19 protein-coding genes are annotated in these 16,214 nt (G+C 67.4%); 5 read left to right on the forward strand and 14 right to left on the reverse strand.

Annotated features, from left to right (window positions below):
- Positions 1-8 precede the first annotated feature (8 nt).
- From gspG to ACMZ91_RS13135, 7 genes are all read right to left on the reverse strand, one after another.
- Entirely contained in the window at positions 9-446 is a 438-nt protein-coding gene (gspG, locus tag ACMZ91_RS13105) for a type II secretion system major pseudopilin GspG (protein WP_006370834.1), read from the reverse strand.
- 57 nt (positions 447-503) lie between these two features.
- Positions 504-1,088, reverse strand: a complete 585-nt coding sequence (locus ACMZ91_RS13110; RefSeq protein ID WP_012511258.1) for a hypothetical protein — start codon at positions 1,086-1,088, stop codon at positions 504-506.
- A 120-nt stretch (positions 1,089-1,208) separates the two neighbouring features.
- Positions 1,209-1,760 carry a hypothetical protein gene (locus tag ACMZ91_RS13115; protein WP_134952120.1) on the reverse strand — a complete coding sequence of 184 codons (552 nt, stop codon included), beginning with the start codon at positions 1,758-1,760 and terminating at the stop codon, positions 1,209-1,211.
- Positions 1,761-1,818: 58 nt separating this feature from the next.
- Positions 1,819-2,799, reverse strand: a complete 981-nt coding sequence (locus tag ACMZ91_RS13120) for a FecR family protein (RefSeq protein WP_049400274.1) — start codon at positions 2,797-2,799, stop codon at positions 1,819-1,821.
- Positions 2,800-2,868: 69 nt separating this feature from the next.
- Entirely contained in the window at positions 2,869-3,399 is a 531-nt protein-coding gene (locus ACMZ91_RS13125) for an RNA polymerase sigma factor (protein WP_032128154.1), read from the reverse strand.
- 16 nt (positions 3,400-3,415) lie between these two features.
- Positions 3,416-4,096, reverse strand: a complete 681-nt coding sequence (locus tag ACMZ91_RS13130) for a TonB C-terminal domain-containing protein (RefSeq protein ID WP_414576799.1) — start codon at positions 4,094-4,096, stop codon at positions 3,416-3,418.
- 481 nt (positions 4,097-4,577) lie between these two features.
- Positions 4,578-5,042, reverse strand: coding sequence for an Lrp/AsnC family transcriptional regulator (locus ACMZ91_RS13135; protein WP_005409896.1), 465 nt, complete (start codon positions 5,040-5,042; stop codon positions 4,578-4,580).
- 127 nt (positions 5,043-5,169) lie between these two features.
- Between ACMZ91_RS13135 and ACMZ91_RS13140 the strand changes: the two genes are divergently transcribed.
- The 5 genes from ACMZ91_RS13140 to ACMZ91_RS13160 all read left to right on the forward strand — a co-directional run bounded on the left by ACMZ91_RS13140 (position 5,170) and on the right by ACMZ91_RS13160 (position 9,449).
- A complete protein-coding gene (locus ACMZ91_RS13140; protein ID WP_014037422.1) occupies positions 5,170-5,901 on the forward strand; it encodes an AzlC family ABC transporter permease in 732 nt (243 codons plus the stop codon).
- Positions 5,898-6,212 carry an AzlD family protein gene (locus ACMZ91_RS13145; protein ID WP_032128129.1) on the forward strand — a complete coding sequence of 105 codons (315 nt, stop codon included), beginning with the start codon at positions 5,898-5,900 and terminating at the stop codon, positions 6,210-6,212. Before ACMZ91_RS13140 ends, ACMZ91_RS13145 begins: the two co-directional genes overlap by 4 nt.
- A gap of 672 nt (positions 6,213-6,884) precedes the next feature.
- The gene (locus tag ACMZ91_RS13150; protein WP_257472282.1) at positions 6,885-7,358 is read left to right on the forward strand and encodes a hypothetical protein; all 474 of its coding nucleotides are present in this window, start codon (positions 6,885-6,887) and stop codon (positions 7,356-7,358) included.
- A 136-nt stretch (positions 7,359-7,494) separates the two neighbouring features.
- On the forward strand, positions 7,495-7,923 hold the full coding sequence (locus ACMZ91_RS13155; RefSeq protein WP_005409905.1) for a PAS domain-containing protein: 429 nt from the start codon (positions 7,495-7,497) through the stop codon (positions 7,921-7,923).
- Entirely contained in the window at positions 7,920-9,449 is a 1,530-nt protein-coding gene (locus ACMZ91_RS13160; protein ID WP_414576802.1) for a diflavin oxidoreductase, read from the forward strand. Before ACMZ91_RS13155 ends, ACMZ91_RS13160 begins: the two co-directional genes overlap by 4 nt.
- Positions 9,450-9,699: 250 nt before the next feature.
- Here the strand turns inward: ACMZ91_RS13160 and ACMZ91_RS13165 are convergent, their stop codons facing one another.
- The 7 genes from ACMZ91_RS13165 to ACMZ91_RS13195 form a co-directional block, all read right to left on the reverse strand.
- The gene (locus ACMZ91_RS13165) at positions 9,700-10,368 is read right to left on the reverse strand and encodes a sulfate/molybdate ABC transporter ATP-binding protein (protein WP_257472504.1); all 669 of its coding nucleotides are present in this window, start codon (positions 10,366-10,368) and stop codon (positions 9,700-9,702) included.
- Positions 10,358-11,041, reverse strand: coding sequence for a molybdate ABC transporter permease subunit (modB, locus tag ACMZ91_RS13170; protein WP_049459011.1), 684 nt, complete (start codon positions 11,039-11,041; stop codon positions 10,358-10,360). Before modB ends, ACMZ91_RS13165 begins: the two co-directional genes overlap by 11 nt.
- 3 nt (positions 11,042-11,044) lie before the next feature.
- Positions 11,045-11,788 (reverse strand): molybdate ABC transporter substrate-binding protein, encoded by a 744-nt coding sequence (gene modA, locus ACMZ91_RS13175; RefSeq protein ID WP_414576803.1) that lies wholly within the window; start codon positions 11,786-11,788, stop codon positions 11,045-11,047.
- Between the two features lie 19 nt (positions 11,789-11,807).
- Positions 11,808-12,584 carry a helix-turn-helix domain-containing protein gene (locus ACMZ91_RS13180; RefSeq protein ID WP_012511268.1) on the reverse strand — a complete coding sequence of 259 codons (777 nt, stop codon included), beginning with the start codon at positions 12,582-12,584 and terminating at the stop codon, positions 11,808-11,810.
- A gap of 11 nt (positions 12,585-12,595) precedes the next feature.
- A complete protein-coding gene (locus ACMZ91_RS13185) occupies positions 12,596-13,810 on the reverse strand; it encodes a coproporphyrinogen III oxidase (protein ID WP_414576804.1) in 1,215 nt (404 codons plus the stop codon).
- Between the two features lie 149 nt (positions 13,811-13,959).
- The gene (locus ACMZ91_RS13190; RefSeq protein WP_106548667.1) at positions 13,960-15,291 is read right to left on the reverse strand and encodes an MFS transporter; all 1,332 of its coding nucleotides are present in this window, start codon (positions 15,289-15,291) and stop codon (positions 13,960-13,962) included.
- A gap of 23 nt (positions 15,292-15,314) precedes the next feature.
- Positions 15,315-16,214 carry a peptidylprolyl isomerase gene (locus tag ACMZ91_RS13195; RefSeq protein ID WP_414577098.1) on the reverse strand — a complete coding sequence of 300 codons (900 nt, stop codon included), beginning with the start codon at positions 16,212-16,214 and terminating at the stop codon, positions 15,315-15,317.

A 16,214-nucleotide genomic window follows, 5' to 3' on the forward strand; every position in this document is an offset into this window, starting at 1 on the left:
GGCGCGCCTCAGAGCTGCCAGGAACCGACGTCCGCGTTCCCGGCGTCACCGCCGGGCTTGCTGTCCGCGCCCAGCGAGAACACATCAATGTCGCCATGGGTGCCGGGAATCTGGTACTGGTACGGGTGACCCCATGGGTCATTCGGCAGCCGGTCCAGGTACGGCGTGACCGGCATGGTGCCGCTGCCCTGTGGCGGCTTCACCAGTGCCTGCAGGCCCTGCTCGGCACTGGGGTAGCGGCCATTGTCCAGCTTGAACAGCTTCAAGGCCTGCATCAGCGCGGCAATATCCTGGCGCGCAGCAACCACCCGCGCCTGGTCCGGGCGATCCATCAAACGCGGCACGATCAATGCGGCAAGGATGCCGATGATCACTACCACCACCATGATCTCGATCAGGCTGAAACCCTGCTGCCGAGCCCTGCGACCACCCACCTGCCTTGCCATTGTTCCGCCCTCATCATCCTGGAAGAGACCGCTGCGCCATGGTCAGCGGTGCATGTGTCAGTACGATAAACATCCGCCTGCTATTCGCTGCGGCTGTGCCTGCAGCGGTGCAGCACGTACCGCTGGCGCACACGCCGCTTCAAGCAACGGAGATGGAAGGCTGCCCAGCGTGTCGTCGATACAGGCCCGCAGCAGTGGATGTGCGCAGGCCTGCAACAGGCGTACGCACTGCATCGGCGACCAGGCCGTGCCGTGGTCGAGGCCGATGAACTGCCGGTAGGCCTGGTGGTAGCGCAGGTCGTCGTACACGCGCTGCGCGCTGTTCAGGCCGCGCATCACCACCAGCAATGCCGCGCGTTGCAGCACGCGCACATCACCGGCCTCAAGCGGCAGCAGCGCCGCCGCACATTCGGGCCAGGGCCGCAGTTGCGGGTCGAGCGCCCTGCGCAATGCCAGCAGCGGATGCGACGAACTGTCCAGTGCAGCCCAGCGCGCGGCGTCGGCCCAGGCGTCGCTGGACAGAACCCAGACCCATGAATGCCCGTAGCGCTGCACGTTCAAGGGTGCATGCCGCGCCTGTTCCAGCGACTGGCTCAGGTGGCGATCCAGTTCCAGCATGTTGATCCTGCGACTGTCTGCCATCAGCGCCGCCTGTGCTCCGCGACGCGTGGTGCGCCGTACTCTGCAGAAGACGTCGACAAGGCAGGTGAAGCGACAACGCGAATGCATCTCTGTGCACTGGGTGGCGCTTCATCCGCAGCGTCACAGCAACGTCATCCGCCTGCAGGTTTCGCGATCCAGCCGTGGTGCGTCGCCACCGCATCGCCGCGCCAGCACCGCCACGTCGCTGCGCTGCGCGAACGCCGCCAGCACATCGGTCATGCCTGCGTCATCCAGCCATGACGCCATCGCGACACGCAGCGCTGGCAGCTGCCAGCCGTCCATCACGCCATGGCCGCCGGCCACAAACCAGTGCCACAGGCGCTGCTGCTGAACCTGCTCGTGCAGCTGCGGAAGATCATCGATGCCATGCATGTCTGCCAGCAGCAGCGCACGGGCGATCGCCGCCGGCGGCAACACGCCACTTTCGGGCAACGGCACAGCCTGCTGTTGCAGGCGCAGCAGCATCGCCAACGGGTGTGACTGCGGATCGAACTCAAGCAGCACTGCTTGTTGTTGCCATTGCGCATCGGATACCACGCACACCCACGGCGATCCATAGCGATGCACCATCAAAGGCCGTCGCTGCGTGGTTTCCAGCAGCGCCGACAGATTGCGGCGCAGATCCAGCACACCGATCGTCTCGTTGCGCATCCTTGGCGTCTCCCTGCTTGCAACAGCCCTGCGCGGCGCGCACGGCCAGCGTCTTCACCTAACCAAGGACGGCAATGCCACCCGGAAAGCGACGCAGATCCAGCGACATCGTCAGTCGCAGCTGCTCCAGCGCCGCGTCCGGATCATCGATGCGGAAGCGACCGCTGACCGGGGCCCGCGCCAACGCCGATTCGCCCAGCAGCACCTTGCCGCGGCGGTAGCGGTTGATTTCATCCACCACCTCGCGCAATGGAGCGCGACGGAACACCAGCATACCCTCGGTCCAGGCGCTCACTTCCGAGGCCAGGGCTTCGGCCACCACGCCACTGAGGCGCTCGTCGTATTGGGTCTGCTGGCCCGCCTGCAGCTGCAGGCGGCCCTGCGGGTGCTCGATGCGGGCGCTGCCCTGCAGGCAGGTCACCCGTACCTGGCCGTGGGTGTTGCGGACGTCCAGGCGCACCGCACCTTCATCGGCGATCACGCAGCCCGGCCCCGCGAACAGGGCGAGGCGCAGGCCTGCCTGGGTTTCGATCGCGGCCTGGCCCTGCACCAGCTCGAAGCCTTCGCCCTGCGTGTCCGAACGACGGCGCAGGCTGCTCTGCGTATCCAGTTCGATCTTCAGCTGCGGCAAGGGCGCGATCTGCAGCCGTTCACCGGTGCCGGTGTGGAAATCGGCCGCCATCGCCGTCACCGAGGGCCACAGCCCCAGCGGCGGGCGGATCGCCGCCACCACCACCAGACTGGCCGGTGCGGCAATCGCGGCGCCCAGGAAGGCGCGCCGGCTCCAGCGCTGGGCCGGCGTCGGCGCGACCGGCTGGCGCACAGCGGCGGGCAGCTGTTCGCCGGCCAGGCGTACCTGTTCCCATTGCCGGCGCGCACGGCCGAATGCTTCGCGATGGCGCGGGTCAGCCTCGCACCACTCACGGAACCTGCGCCCATCGGCGGCGGTGGCCTCGCCCGAGGTCAGCCGCACCACCCACGCGTGGGCCTGACGCTCGACGGCATCCAGCGGGCGTTGCGGGCGATCGTCAGGATCCATGGGGGCTCATGCCGGACCCGCACGCTGCGGGGTTCTGCTCGGCGTCAAAGTGTAGACGGATGCCGCCGCTCAGAACCGCACCTGACGCCCCTGTCCGCTGCGCTCGGCCAGGTAGTCCTGGGCCGCTTTCAGCTCGCGCTGCACAAGCCGCAGCGACACGCCCAGCTGGTCGGCGACGTCGCGCTGCTGCAGGCCATCGACGCGGATCGCCAGCAGGATGCGGCGTCGGCGCTCGGGCATGCGCTGCAGCAGGCCGACCATGTCCTCCAGCGCGAAATCCAGTTCGGCCGCCTGCGCCGGGCCCGGTGCAGGGTCGGCCATCTCCATCAGCGTATCCACCTCTTCCAGGCTCAGCAGGCGGTGGTCGGCACGCTGGCGGTCGATCACCGTGTTCATCGCCATGCGCAACAGGTAGGCCGCGGGGTTCTGCACGGCATCCAGGCGGTCACGGCGCGCACTCAGGCGCATCCAGGTGTCCTGCAGCGCATCGCCGGCCAGCTCCTCCGAGCCCAGCTTGCGCACCAGGCGGCGCTTCAGCTCGTCGTAGGCCCCCAGAAGGTGGTCCATCAGGTCAACTGCCCCAGCCGTACCGTTGCTCATGTTCGAATCCTTGAAGTCATGGAAGGGGCGCGCGCCGGCCACAGTCGTGGTCGGTGCCGGAAGGTCGGATCTGCAGCGTCACCGGCTGCGGCAGCGCGGCGGCCTCGGGCGCCAGCACCAGGCTCTGCAGCGCCTGCAACAGGCGCGCATCGCGGGGGGCACTGCCACTGCCCGACAGCAGCTCGGGCTGCTGCACCCGGCCCTCGCCGTCGACGCGGAAGCGCAGCGTTGCGGCATAGCGGCCGGGCGCGATCTCGGGGTCGTCACAGAACGCCGCACGCAGCCGCTGCTGCAGGCCGCCATAGCGACGCCGACGCTCGGCCTCGGGAAGGCCGGTGCCAACATCCGCCTCGGCCGCCGACTGCCCGCCCCGGCGCAGCACCACGCGCTGCTCACCGATCACCTCGGCCTCGATACCGGTGTCCTGCAGCAGCATCTGCAGCGCAGGAAGCGGCGCAAGGTTGGCGCGCAGCGCATGGCTGTTGCGGCCTGCGGCAAGGTCGCCCGGGTACATCACCGACCACCCGCTGATGACACTGAAACGCTCGACCGCCTGTTCCAGCGGTTGCGCGGGGATGTCGTAGGCATGAACACCGTCCTGCGCCACAGCGGCAAAGGACAGCAGCAGCCATGCGGCGATGGCCACCTTCCAAGTTCTGACCGCATGGTGTCCATTCAGCCCCCTGACGTAGAACACATGACCCTCGGCAGCGACAGCAGCTGCAGTGGACGCGCGCCACGACCGGACCCCCGGCCCGCGCGCGACCAGCAAGCGGGCTCAAACCGTACCGGGGGCACATGTCATTGCGATGACCGCCGCCCACGGCCGACCGTCGGGTCAGCCTTCCTGGAGCCAGTCACGGATCAGGCATCAACGAATCGAACAGACCACGCTATCTACGCACGGGGGTCAGAGCCCGTTGCACAGCAACGGGATCCGACCCCAACAGGTCGCGGGGAACTGTCAGGCGCGGGGCGGTGTGGGCAGGCAGGACCGTTGGCGCCATGGATGGCGCCATCGAGCCCCCATGGATGGGTCTACGGCGTGTCCTGCCTGGCCACACCGCCACGCCGCCCTGGGAACATCGCCGTTGCGGTTGCTGTTGCTCCTGAGGTTGCCGGCCAGCGGCCGGCACTACCGCGGGTGCCGGGTGCAACCCGGCCGCAAACCCCATCCCTCAAAGCGGCAGCTGGGTGGTCTGCTTGATCCGCTGCATCGGAATCTCGGTCTTCGTGTTCTGCACCCCGGCAATCCGGTTCAGGTGCTGCATCTGGAACTGCCGGTAGGCATCAAGATCCGCCACCGCCACCCGCAGCAGGAAATCGCAGTCGCCCGCCATCAGATGGCATTCAAGCACTTCCGGGAAAGACTTGATGCTGTTGATGAAGTGATTGGTGGTGTCCTCGTCCTGCCCGCGCAGCCAGACCCGCACGAACACCGTGAAGCCACGCCCCACCTTGGCCTCATTCAGCAGGGCAACGTAGCGGTCGATGTAGCCGCCTTCCTCCAGCAGCCGCACCCGCCGCAGGCAGGCCGAGGGCGAAAGGCCCACCTGCCGGGCCAGCTCCAGGTTCTGCAGGCGTCCGTCACGCTGCAGGGCGTCGAGAATGCGGCGATCAAGGTTGTCGAGCTGGTACTGCACGGAATTTCACCTTTGGCGACCTTGGCCGCATGGAATCTCAATATTCCCGAATTGAATGGCATCAACGCAACCCGATTTCGCGATCGGACCGCTAGCATGGGCCACCCCCACCTCGTTGTGCCGTTCCATGGACGCCCGTACCACCCTCCCCTTGCCCGATACCTGCGATACCGCCCCGCGCGCCGAATTCCTGCGCGGCCTGCGCGCCGCCGTACCGGTGATGATCGGCTTCATTCCCTTCGCCCTGGTGCTCGGCGCCCAGGCCGCCCAGAAAGGCCTCAGCGCCCTGGAAGTGCCGCTGATGACCGGCCTCAACTTCGCCGGCGGCTCGGAGTTCGCCGCCGTCGAACTGTGGACCTCGCCGCCGCATATCGCGCTGATCGTGGCGATCACCGCGCTGGTCAACAGCCGCCACCTGCTGATGGGCGCCAGCCTGGCCCCGCTGCTGCAGCACCTGCCGCGCCGCCGCGTGCTGCCGGCGCTGTTCTTCATGTGCGACGAGAGCTGGGCGATGGGCGTGGCCGACGCGCGCCGCCGTGCGCTCGGCTTCAGCCTGGCCTATTACCTGGGCGTATCGGCAGGCCTGTACACGGTCTGGGTCGCCTGCACCGCGCTGGGCGCGATCGTTGGGCCGATGCTGGGCGACATCCACGCCTACGGCTTCGACATGGCCTTCCCGGCCGTGTTCCTGGTGCTGCTGCGCGGCATGTGGCAGGGCATGAAAGCAGCGCGTCCGTGGCTGGTCAGCCTGGTGGTGGCCGCGGCCACCTACCTGCTGGTTCCCGGCGCCTGGTACGTGGCCAGCGGCGCGCTGGCCGGCCTGGCCGCAGCCTGGCTGCTGGCGGAGGACGCGGCATGATCTTCAACGGACTGATCCACTGGACCTCGGTGCTGACCATCGTGCTGATGGCCGCTGCCACCTACCTGACCCGCATCATCGGCTTCCTCGCACTGCGCAACCGCACACTGAGCAAGCGCGCAGTGACGGTGATGGAAGCCGCACCCGGCTGCGTGCTGATCTCGGTGATCGCGCCCGACTTCGTCGCCGACAAGCCCGCCGACCTCGCCGCGCTGGCGATCACCCTGCTGGCCGCCACGCGGTTGTCGATGCTGCCGACCGTGCTGATCGGCGTGGTATCGGCCGGTGTGTTGCGCTATCTGATGGGCTGACGCACGCGCGAGGTCCCCACGCGGTGTGACTGGCGGCGCGACGGTCGCTATCAGCTCGACCTGCACATTTGCGTGCCGCCTCAAACGTGGCCCGGAGCCACCTACTGGAGGTTTTTGAAAAAATTCCGATTGCCTGATCGAGCCTGAGCCGGTACGGATCGACTGCCGAATCAGCGGGTTGAGCTGATCGATCAATCGACGTCCAACGTGGAGAGTACCAATGAGCAATCTGCGAGTTGTCGTGGCAGCAATCGGTATCACCCTCACATCTACTCGCGGGCTGCCCCTCTGATGCAGCGCCGTCAGTCCAGGCGTGCCCAACCGGGCCTCCCCCTCGGGCTCTATGCTGGGCTGGCGGCAATCCTTCTGGCCACAAGTGCGTGCCAATCCATCCAGCTGCCTCCCCGAAACCTGGTCAGTACCAATGGAGGGTATGCCACCCTGCTGCGAGGCCCTTCCTTACATCTGAAGATCAGCACAGTGTCGATGCTTCCCGGCCCGGAAAGCTCGGAGTTCCCCAATCGGTCCATCGAGTGCAGGTGGTCATCCGTCGCAACTCGAGTTCTCTGGGCAGATCGAGCGCTTTCGGCCATGCAGGCGTCACGGCTCTGCGAGGCCGCCGCACGATCCGCTGGATTGCCGCTCCAGGCCAATGGGCAGGAACGGACACCAATGCGCTATCAGCTCACGATCGTAAGTGACGGAGGCGGCATCTGGCGACAGCTGCCGGGACCAGAGCCGCAGGGTCAGATGGTCAGCTTCTGGTTTCCCTCCGGTCCCGACACCGACTCGCTGCGCAGGCGCGTGATCGCCACCACCGCCCATGAGTTCCAGCATATCGCCACCGCATTGGCAGGACAGCCTCGGCGCGGCGCGCAGCGCGAACCAGACGCCTATCTGGCAGGCGCATGTGCCCAGCTGATGATCGAAGGCGCCGTTGCACGTACGGATCTGCCTGGCGGACACGATCCGCGAGCTGATCCGTTTCTGCCATCGGCAGCCAGGCGCTCCGCGCATGCAGGCAGTACGACCGGGGGAGCGCTGCTGCGGTTCTTCGGTGACGCGGACACCTTGCACATCAATGAGGGAGGCCGCCACCTGATGCGGCATTGCCACGAGACGATCGGCTTTCCCCTGCAGCAGTGAACGCGCCCTGCGACACCCAGTCGCAGCCGATCCCGCCACCCACTTGATCAATGTCAAACCGCCCGCCGCCGTGCGGGCGTATCTCTATGCAGGACCCGAACACGCCGGCGTTACCGGCATCCACAAGGACCCTGCGATGAGCTACACCCCCGACAACGCCCAGCTGCTGAATGCCATGCAGAACGTCATGGTGATCTCCACCACCGACCTGCAGGGCAACATCACCTACGCCAACGACCTGTTCTGCACGCTCACCGGGTTCGCCCGCGAGGAGCTGATCGGCCAGCCGCACAGCATCGTGCGCCATCCGGATGTGCCCAAGGCGGTCTACAAGGACATGTGGGACACCATCAAGGCCGGCAAGACCTGGACCGGCATCGTTCCCAACCTTGGCAAGGGTGGCGTGCTCTACGTGGTCGACACCACCGTGCAACCGCTGTTCGACGCCGACGGCAACATCACCTCGTACATCAGCATCCGCCGCGTGGTGAACGACCTGATGCAGAACTACGACCTGGTCGAGTTCAGCAAGGAAAAGTTCGACGACTTCTACGAGGCCGCGTGAACGCCCTCCCGACCAGTACGCCCTTCAGCCGCCTGCTGGTGGGTTTCGCGTCCGAGTCGGGCAATGCCCGCGCCCTGGCCCAGCGCCTGGGCGCGGACCTGCAGCCGCACAGGCCGCAGGTGCTTCCGTTCAACGATATCGACGTGGCCAGTCTCGGCCAAGGCGATGTACTGCTGGCGATTTCCAGTTCCTTCGGTGACGGCGAACCGCCAGCCAACGGCGAACAATTCTTTGAAACCCTGCGCCAGACTCCGACACTGAGCGGCCTGCGCTATGCAGTATTCGGCCTTGGTGACACCGGCTACCCGAGTTTCTGCGGATTCACCAAGGCGCTGGATGCCGCGCTGAGCGAGCGCCAGGCGCAGCCGCTGCTGCACCGCGTGGATGCCGACCTGGGTTACGAGCAGTTCTTCCAGCAATGGCAGCCGGTGCTGGGCCAGGTTCTGGATGGCGACCTCAACGCTGGCCAGGACCTGCACCTGCAGGTCACCGCCTATGGCGAAGACAATGCCTTTGCCGCCCGCATTCTCGAACGCCGCCGCTTGAACAGCAGCGACCCGGCCGCCTGGCACCTGCAACTGGACATTGCCGGCAGTGGCATGGCCTACCGCGCCGGCGACACCCTGCACGTGGTACCCGAGAACGACCCTGCCCTGCTGCAGGCATTGGCCACCTGGTACGGCGACACCGCCGCTGTGGCTGCGCTGCATGACCGGGAGCTGCGCCTGCTGAGCAAGGGCATGCTGCGCGAGCTGGCCAAGCTAGGTGGCAGCGAGGTACTGAAGGGCCTGTTGAAGGTCAGCCAGAAGCGCGAGCTGGAAGCCTACCTGCACGGGCTGGACCTGCTGGACGTGCTGCAGGACCATGCCACGCCGGCCAGCGTGCCGCTGGCCCGCCTGCGCGAGCTGCTGTCACCGCGCCTGCCGCGCGCCTACTCGATCGCCTCGCACCCCTGCAACGACCAGCTAAGCCTGTGCGTGCGCGAAGTACGCTACACCCTGCGCGGTCGCGAGCGCTTCGGCACCGCAACAGGCAGTCTGCTGCACGGCGGCGATACCGCTCGGGTGTACTGCCGCTCCAATCCCGGCTTCCACCTGCCCGATACCGGCGAGGCACCGCTGCTGCTGGTCGGCACCGGCACCGGCATCGCACCGTTGATGGGCCTGATGCAGGAGCTGCAGGCCAGCGCCTGCGCGCGCGAAGTGCACCTGGTGTTCGGCGAGAAGCACAGCCAGCACGATTACCTGTACCGCGAACAGCTGCAGGACTGGCACGCGCGTGGCGTGCTGGCCGGCCTGCATACCGCGTTCTCGCGCGATGGCGCCGAAAAGGTCTATGTGCAGCATGTGCTGCAGCAGCGCGCCGCCGAAGTGCGCGATGTATTGGCCCGCGGTGGGCATCTCTACCTGTGCGGCAACAAGAGCCACCTGGAAGGCGCGGTGCGCGAGGCCATCGATGCCATCGGTGGCGAAGGGCACTGGAACGCACTGCGGAGCGAAGGCCGCACGCACTGCGAATTGTATTGATCCATCACCACTGGACCGCACGAACCCTGGAACGGTAGAGCCGGCCGCTGGCCGGCTGCTCCGGATTCCATGGTTGCCGGCCAGCGGCCGGCACTACCACCAGATGCAACCATTCATCACCTGAGCGTCGCGGAACCCCCGAACCGGTAGGGCCGGCCCTTGGCCGGCTGCTCCGGATTCCACGGTTGCCGGCCAGCGGCCGGCACTACCATCAGATGTAGCCATCCATCGCCCGTGCGTCCATCGCGGGTCAACCTCCGACGATGCGGCCGTCAACCACGCGTGCCACCTGCTGGCCGAACATGGCCACATCCTGCGGGTCGTGGCTGATCAACAGCAACGGAATACCAGTCTTGTCCAGCACGGTCTCAAGCTCCTGGCGCAGGTGCTGGCGCAGATCATGGTCCAGCGCGGAGAACGGCTCATCCAGCAGCAGCGCCTGCGGCTGCGTCACCAGGGCGCGTGCCAGTGCAGTGCGCTGGCGCTGGCCACCGGAGACCTGCGACGGTAGAAGATCACCGACCGTGTCGATGCGGAATGCGTGCAGCCACTGCTCCACCGCATCGAAGCGCTGGCCAGCCCGCGGATTCAACCAGCCCTTCTGCAGACCGAACGCCACGTTCTGGCGTACGCTCAGGTGCGGGAACAGCGCGTAATCCTGGAACACGTAGCCCAGCCGGCGGCGCTGCGGCGGCAGGTCCACGCCGGTCGCCGCGTCAAACAAGGTCTGCCCTTGCAGTCGCACATGGCCCTGGCCCGGACGCAGCAGCCCGGCCACCGCCTTCAGCGTCAGGCTCTTGCCCGCGCCCGAGGGGCCGAACAGCACTACCTGCCGCTGCGTGCACTGCAGCGATACGTCCAACACGAAATCCTGGCCGGCCGCCTGCAGTCGGCGCTGCACCTGCAGGTCAAGCCACATCACGCAGCTCCCGGCGACGCCCGCCCACCAGCCGTGCGGCCAGCAGCAGGATCACGATGCACACCACCGAGGTCAGGATCACCAGTGCGTTGGCCTTGCCGTCCTGACCGGCCTGCACCGCTTCGTAGATGGCGATCGACAATGTCTGCGTGCGGCCCGGAATGCTGCCAGCCACCATCAAAGTGGCGCCGAACTCGCCCATCGCACGTGCAAACGCCAGCAGCAGGCCGGCGAGGATGCCACGCCAGGCCAGCGGCAACGTGATGCGGAAGAACACCGCCGCTTCGGACACACCAAGCGTGCGTGCGGCCTGCTCCAGCTGTCCGTCCACTTCCTCGAACGCCGCGCGTGCCGGCTTGAACACCAGCGGCAGCGAGGCCACCGCCGCAGCGATCACGGCAGCCTGCCAGGTGAACACCAGGTTGATGCCGAACCACGACTGCAGCCACGCGCCGATCGGTCCGTTGCGGCCGATCAGCACCAGCAGGTAGTACCCCAGCACCGTTGGCGGCAACACCATCGGCAGGGTCAGCAGCGAATCCAGCAGCTCACGGCCGGGAAATCGCCGCCGCGCCAACAGCGCGCCCAGTGCCACGCCCACTACAAGATTGATCGCGGTGGCCCAACCGGCCACCTTCAGCGACAACCCCAGCGCGCTCCAGTCGAGATCCATGCCTCAGGGCTTGCCGAACCCGTGCCTGGCCAGGATCGCCTGACCCTGTGCCGAACGCACGAAGGCGGCAAACCGCTTGGCTTCGGCCGGCTGCGCACTGGCCTTGGTCACCGCCAGCGGGTAGGCGATGCGCCCGGACACCGGCACCGCGAAGGCACGGCGCACGCGGTCGGGCATCGCCTGCGCATCGGTGGCATAGACGAAGCCGGCATCCACTTCACCGCGCGCCACGTAATCCAGTGACTGGCGCACGTTCTGCGTGGTGATGATCCTGCCCTGCACCGACGGCCACAGGCCCGCCGCCTCCAGCGCGCCCTTGGCATAGCGGCCGACCGGCACGCTGTCCGGGTTGCCCAGTGCGATGCGCTGCACGCCGGCACCGGCCAGGTCCTTCAAGCTACGCGGCGCGGCCTTGGCCTGCGGCGGCACCACCACCCACAGCGCGTTCACCGCGAACACCTCGCGGGTGCCGGCAGCCAGCAGGTCCTGCTGCTGGGCCTGGTCCATCGTGGTTTCATCGGCCGACGCAAACACATCCACCGGCGCGCCACGGCTGATCTGCTGCAGCAGCACGCCGGACGCGGCGAAGTTGAAATCGACCTTGGTCCCCGGGTGCGCCTTCTCATAGGCGGCGCCCAGTTCGCGGAAGCTCTCGGTCAGGCTCGACGCCGCCGACACCGTCAGCTCGGCCGCCCAGGCCGGCATCGCAGCCAGCAGTCCTAGCAACAACAGTCCAGCTCGCTTCATCGTCGGCTCCCGGCCAGGTTCAGTTCGGATCGGATTCGTCGGCCACCGCGAGCGCCGCCAGGCGCTCGGGCTGCAACAGCAGGATCTCGCGCTGCTTCACCGCGATGATCCCATCATCGCTCAGGCGGCGCAGCACGCGGCTGGCGGTTTCCGGCGCCATCCGCAGGTAGTTGGCAATCTCGGTACGCGCCATCGTCAGGTTGAAGCGCGTGGCGGAAAAACCACGCCGCGCGTAACGCTCGGACATGTCGAGCAGGAACGCAGCCATGCGCTCTTCGGTACGGTGGTTGGCAGCCAGCGTGGCGACCTTGCCGATCTCCGCACTGAGCAGGCTGAACAGCTTGGCCTGCAGCCCCGGCATGCGCGTGGCCAGCAGGCTCAGCTTGGGGAACGAGATGCGGCACAGGTGCACGGTGTCCAGCGCCACCGCATTGCAGGGGAAGCGCGAACCGTGGATCGCATTGAGGCCGATCACTTCGCCGGGCAGGCTGAAGCCCAGCACCTGCTCGTTGCCCTGGCTGTCATCGACGAAGGTCTTGACCATGCCGGCGCGTACCGCGGCGATCGAATCGAACGATTCGCCGGCGCGGAAGATGTAGTCACCCGCATGGAACGGGCCGACGTGGTCGACCAGCACGTGCAGGTCGCCCAGCGCGGTCTTGTCATAACCCTGCGACATGCAGGCATCGGAAAACGCACAGGTGCTGCAGAAGTGCAGCGCGTCGCCATCATCGGCGGCGGCGGGGTTCGGCGTGGCCCGGCCGAGGCGGCCCTGGGAAGGCGGAGTTGAAGACATCGGTGCAGGACTCAAGCGATGGCGGCCGCCGGCCGGAAGCATGCGGCCATCATACGCCACAGCAACCGCCCTTCTTCGGCCAGCCGCAGCACGCGTGCATCCCACTGCGCCCAGCCGCGCGCCAGCAACGGCGACAGCGCCGGCAGCTGTTCGGCGAAGCATTCCTCGAATGGTTCATCATTACGCCACTCGAAGGCGGCCGCATCGAGGGCATGGTCGCAGGCGATGCTCTGTGCCACCTCGGCCGCCATCCGCTCGTCCTCGGACAGGATCAGGCCCGCGGCCACGCCCATGTGACCGGACTGCAATCGCGCCCGCCATTCGCCCAGCTCGTCCTCCAGGCGGTAGAACACCTCGCCGATCTGGCTGCAGGCGGACAGGCCAAGCCCGATGAAATCGCTGCGGTCGCGGCGTGGCACGCCGGCCAGGTCACAATGACGCTGGCCATCGCCCGGGCCATGCGGGTTCGGCAGGTCGCCGCGCTGGTAGTGGTCACCACCGATCGGTTCGTAGCCTGCTGCGCGCAGCAGGCGCCAGGCCTCCAGCCAGTGGGCCGCCGAGGGATCCCGTGGCAATGCGCACGGCGCTGGCAACAGGATGCGCTCGGGTGCTTCGGCCAGCACCTCATGCAGACGCTCGATGAAACCGGTGTCCTCACTGGCGGGCACGCGCAGCTGGTAGTAGCGCGCAGTGAAGCCGACCTGCCGCGCCTGTGCCAGCAGGGTCGGCCCCGGCGCATCGGCACGGTCGATCACGTTCAGGCGGGTGCACCCCACCGCGCGCAGCTGCGCCGGTGACAGCGCGCTGCCGGCGTCCAGCCGCACTTCCACCTGCGGCCGCGCCACCGTGCGCAGGTGCTGCGGCACGGCGTCCAGCAGCTGGCCCAGCTGCGGCGGCGGCAATGTCTCGGCCAAGCCCAGCTGCAGCACCATCGCCACCACTTCGCGGTCCTCGGCCAGGGCATCGGCCTGCAGCTGCAGGGCCAGCAGCAAGGTGTCCAGATACGCCTGTGGCGGCACATCGCGACCACCACGACCGGCCTGGAAGCCGAGCGTCAAGCCACGCGGGATCAGGTGCTCATTGCTGGCGCGCACGGCGGCGCGCCAGCCGCTTTCGCCAAAGCCGGTGCTGAACTGGTCAGCCGGCGGAAACAGCACGTGCCGGGGCTGCCGCAGCAATGCCGCCTGCAGCGCAGTGTCCTCACTCTCATCAACGTGGAAGCTCATGGCACACATCTTCGGGCGTTCCTCTTCGCGTGGCCCTGATTGAAATCAAGCGTGGCGCATCGGTGGGTTCATGCCGGCCAGCGGCCGGCAACCCCCCTCACCCGCCGCGCGCCACCCCGGTAGTGCCGCCCACTGGCCGGCAACCCCCTTCACCTGCCGCGCACCCGCTCGGCGGCGGCCGCATCGATGGCTTCGGGCAGGTCGGTCTCGCGATCGATCTGCGGGAAGTGACGGCGTTCCATGCGACGGATCGCAAAGTGCATCCACGCCAGTGCAGCCGCCACCAGCACGAACAGCAGCATGAAACAACTGCTCCAGATGCCCACGGCATCGTTCAATGCCCCGAACACGATCGGCAGGATGAAGCCACCCAGGCCGCCGATCATGCCGACCACACCGCCCACTGCACCCACGTGCTTGGGGTAATACACCGGAATGTGCTTGTAGACCGCGGCCTTGCCCAGCGACATGAAGAAGCCCAGCACGAACACCAGCACGGTGAACATCACCACGCCGATGGCCAGATGGAAGTGGATCGGGCCGTGGATGCCCTTCACCACGTACTCGGTATCCGGGTAGGCCAGCAGGAAGGTGCAGATGGCCGACACGCCGAAGGTCCAGTACATCACCCGGCGCGCGCCCATCCGGTCCGACATCCAGCCACCGACCACGCGGAACAGGCTGGCCGGGATCGAATAGCACGCCGCCAGCATGCCGGCATGACCCACGTCCATGCCGTAGGCGCCCACCAGGTAGTGCGGCAGCCACAGCGCCAACGCCACGAAACCGCCGAACACGAAGAAGTAGTACAGCGAGAACCGCCACACCTGCAGGTTCTTCAGCGGCGCCATCTGCTCGGCGAACGGCACCGGCTTCACGCCCTCGCGGCGACGCTGCTCCAGCGAGGGGTCTTCCTTGCTGAAGAGGAAGAAGAGCACCGCCGTGACCGCCAGCGCGACCGCCCAGACCTTGGCAACCATGGTCCAGCCGGCGGCCACCATCACCAGCGGCGCCAACAGCTTGGTCACCGCCGAGCCGATGTTGCCGGCACCGAAGATGCCCAGCGCAGTGCCCTGCTTGCTGGCCGGGAACCACTTCGACACGTAGGCCACGCCCACCGAGAAGTTGCCGCCGGCGATGCCCACGCACAGCGCGGCAATCAGGAACTGGGTGTAGGTCTGCGCGTAGGTCAGCATCCAGGTGGCCACGGCGCCACACAGCATCACCAGCACCATCACCTTGCGGCCACCGAACTGGTCGGACCAGATGCCGAGGAAGACGCGGCTGACCGAGCCGGTCAGCACCGGCGTGGCGATCAACAGGCCGAACTGGGTGTCGTTCAAACCGAGCTGTTGGCTGATCTGGATGCCGATGATTGAAAAGATCATCCACACCGCGAAGCATACGGTGAAGGCGAACGTGCTCAGCCACAGCGCACGCTGCTGCTGCCCGGCACTGGCGGGGGCAAGGGCCTGGTTCATGGGGTCTCCTCGTTCAATGGGGGTCAGCCGATATCCGCTTCGGCTTCGATCTCGTCCAGCCCGCGCACGGGGTAGCGTTCCTGCAGCTGCAGCAGGTAGGCCTGCACCTCGCGCTGGCGTACCTGCAGCTCCAGGTACTCACGCAGCTGCGGCAGCACCGCCTCGAACGGCTGTGGCTGGCCTTCCTCGCGGGCATCGACGCAGACCACGTGGTAGCCCCAGCGCGATTCCACCGGGAAACCGGCCAGGCCCTCGCGCAGGCGGAACACCTGGCGGTCGAACTCCGGCGTGGTCTGCCCACGCTGCAACCAGCCCAGGTCGCCGCCTTCGCTGCTGGACGGGCAGCGCGAATGGCGCAGGGCGAAATCGGCGAACAGGTGCGGCGACTCCTTCAGCAGTCCGACCAGCCGCTCGCCTTCGGTGCGTGCGGCGAAGCGCCCGGCCACGTCGTCGGCCGGCGCAGCCAGCAGGATATGGCGCAGGCGCACGCGATCGGGCGAGCGGAAGCGCTCCGGGTTCTGCTCGAAGTAGCGGCGGCAGTCCTCGTCGGTCGGCACGCGGTCTTCGATAGCGTCTTCCAGCAGTTGCTGGATCAGCACTTCCTCGTCGCTGACCCGGTTGCCCTCCGGTGCCTGCAGGCCCAGCCGCTGCGCTTCCAGGCGCAGCAGCTCGCGTACGACCAGTGCACGCGCCGCTTCGGCGCGTGACTGTTCCGGGCGCATCGACCGATGGTGCTGCATCTCGCGAGCGATGTCGGCCTCGCTGATCGCGGTCTCGTCCACGAACAGCCGGCACGGTGCCGGCTGCCCGAGCGAGCGCGGCCCCTGCTCCGCCGCGTCGTGGTGATGCGAATGCGCCTCGGCAGGCACCGGTGCGGCGGAGTCGATCACGGTGATCGGCAGGAATTTCGGCAGGTTGCCCAT

The organism is Stenotrophomonas sp. FR024 (assembly GCF_047500745.2).
In the GTDB taxonomy this organism is placed as follows: domain Bacteria; phylum Pseudomonadota; class Gammaproteobacteria; order Xanthomonadales; family Xanthomonadaceae; genus Stenotrophomonas; species Stenotrophomonas maltophilia_A.

Bases quoted from the DNA above. Each gene is read 5' to 3' on its own strand.
- ACMZ91_RS13150 (WP_257472282.1), top strand. From the start codon at position 6,885: ATGCGCTATCAGCTCACGATCGTAAGTGACGGAGGCGGCATCTGGCGA.
- ACMZ91_RS13185 (WP_414576804.1), bottom strand. From the start codon at position 13,810: ATGAGCTTCCACGTTGATGAGAGTGAGGACACTGCGCTGCAGGCGGCA.
- ACMZ91_RS13120 (WP_049400274.1), bottom strand. From the start codon at position 2,799: ATGGATCCTGACGATCGCCCGCAACGCCCGCTGGATGCCGTCGAGCGT.
- modA (WP_414576803.1), bottom strand. From the start codon at position 11,788: ATGAAGCGAGCTGGACTGTTGTTGCTAGGACTGCTGGCTGCGATGCCG.
- ACMZ91_RS13155 (WP_005409905.1), top strand. From the start codon at position 7,495: ATGAGCTACACCCCCGACAACGCCCAGCTGCTGAATGCCATGCAGAAC.
- ACMZ91_RS13165 (WP_257472504.1), bottom strand. From the start codon at position 10,368: ATGTGGCTTGACCTGCAGGTGCAGCGCCGACTGCAGGCGGCCGGCCAG.
- ACMZ91_RS13195 (WP_414577098.1), bottom strand. From the start codon at position 16,214: ATGGGCAACCTGCCGAAATTCCTGCCGATCACCGTGATCGACTCCGCC.
- ACMZ91_RS13190 (WP_106548667.1), bottom strand. From the start codon at position 15,291: ATGAACCAGGCCCTTGCCCCCGCCAGTGCCGGGCAGCAGCAGCGTGCG.
- modB (WP_049459011.1), bottom strand. From the start codon at position 11,041: ATGGATCTCGACTGGAGCGCGCTGGGGTTGTCGCTGAAGGTGGCCGGT.
- ACMZ91_RS13140 (WP_014037422.1), top strand. From the start codon at position 5,170: ATGGACGCCCGTACCACCCTCCCCTTGCCCGATACCTGCGATACCGCC.
- ACMZ91_RS13125 (WP_032128154.1), bottom strand. From the start codon at position 3,399: ATGAGCAACGGTACGGCTGGGGCAGTTGACCTGATGGACCACCTTCTG.
- ACMZ91_RS13115 (WP_134952120.1), bottom strand. From the start codon at position 1,760: ATGCGCAACGAGACGATCGGTGTGCTGGATCTGCGCCGCAATCTGTCG.
- gspG (WP_006370834.1), bottom strand. From the start codon at position 446: ATGGCAAGGCAGGTGGGTGGTCGCAGGGCTCGGCAGCAGGGTTTCAGC.
- ACMZ91_RS13145 (WP_032128129.1), top strand. From the start codon at position 5,898: ATGATCTTCAACGGACTGATCCACTGGACCTCGGTGCTGACCATCGTG.
- ACMZ91_RS13110 (WP_012511258.1), bottom strand. From the start codon at position 1,088: ATGGCAGACAGTCGCAGGATCAACATGCTGGAACTGGATCGCCACCTG.
- ACMZ91_RS13180 (WP_012511268.1), bottom strand. From the start codon at position 12,584: ATGTCTTCAACTCCGCCTTCCCAGGGCCGCCTCGGCCGGGCCACGCCG.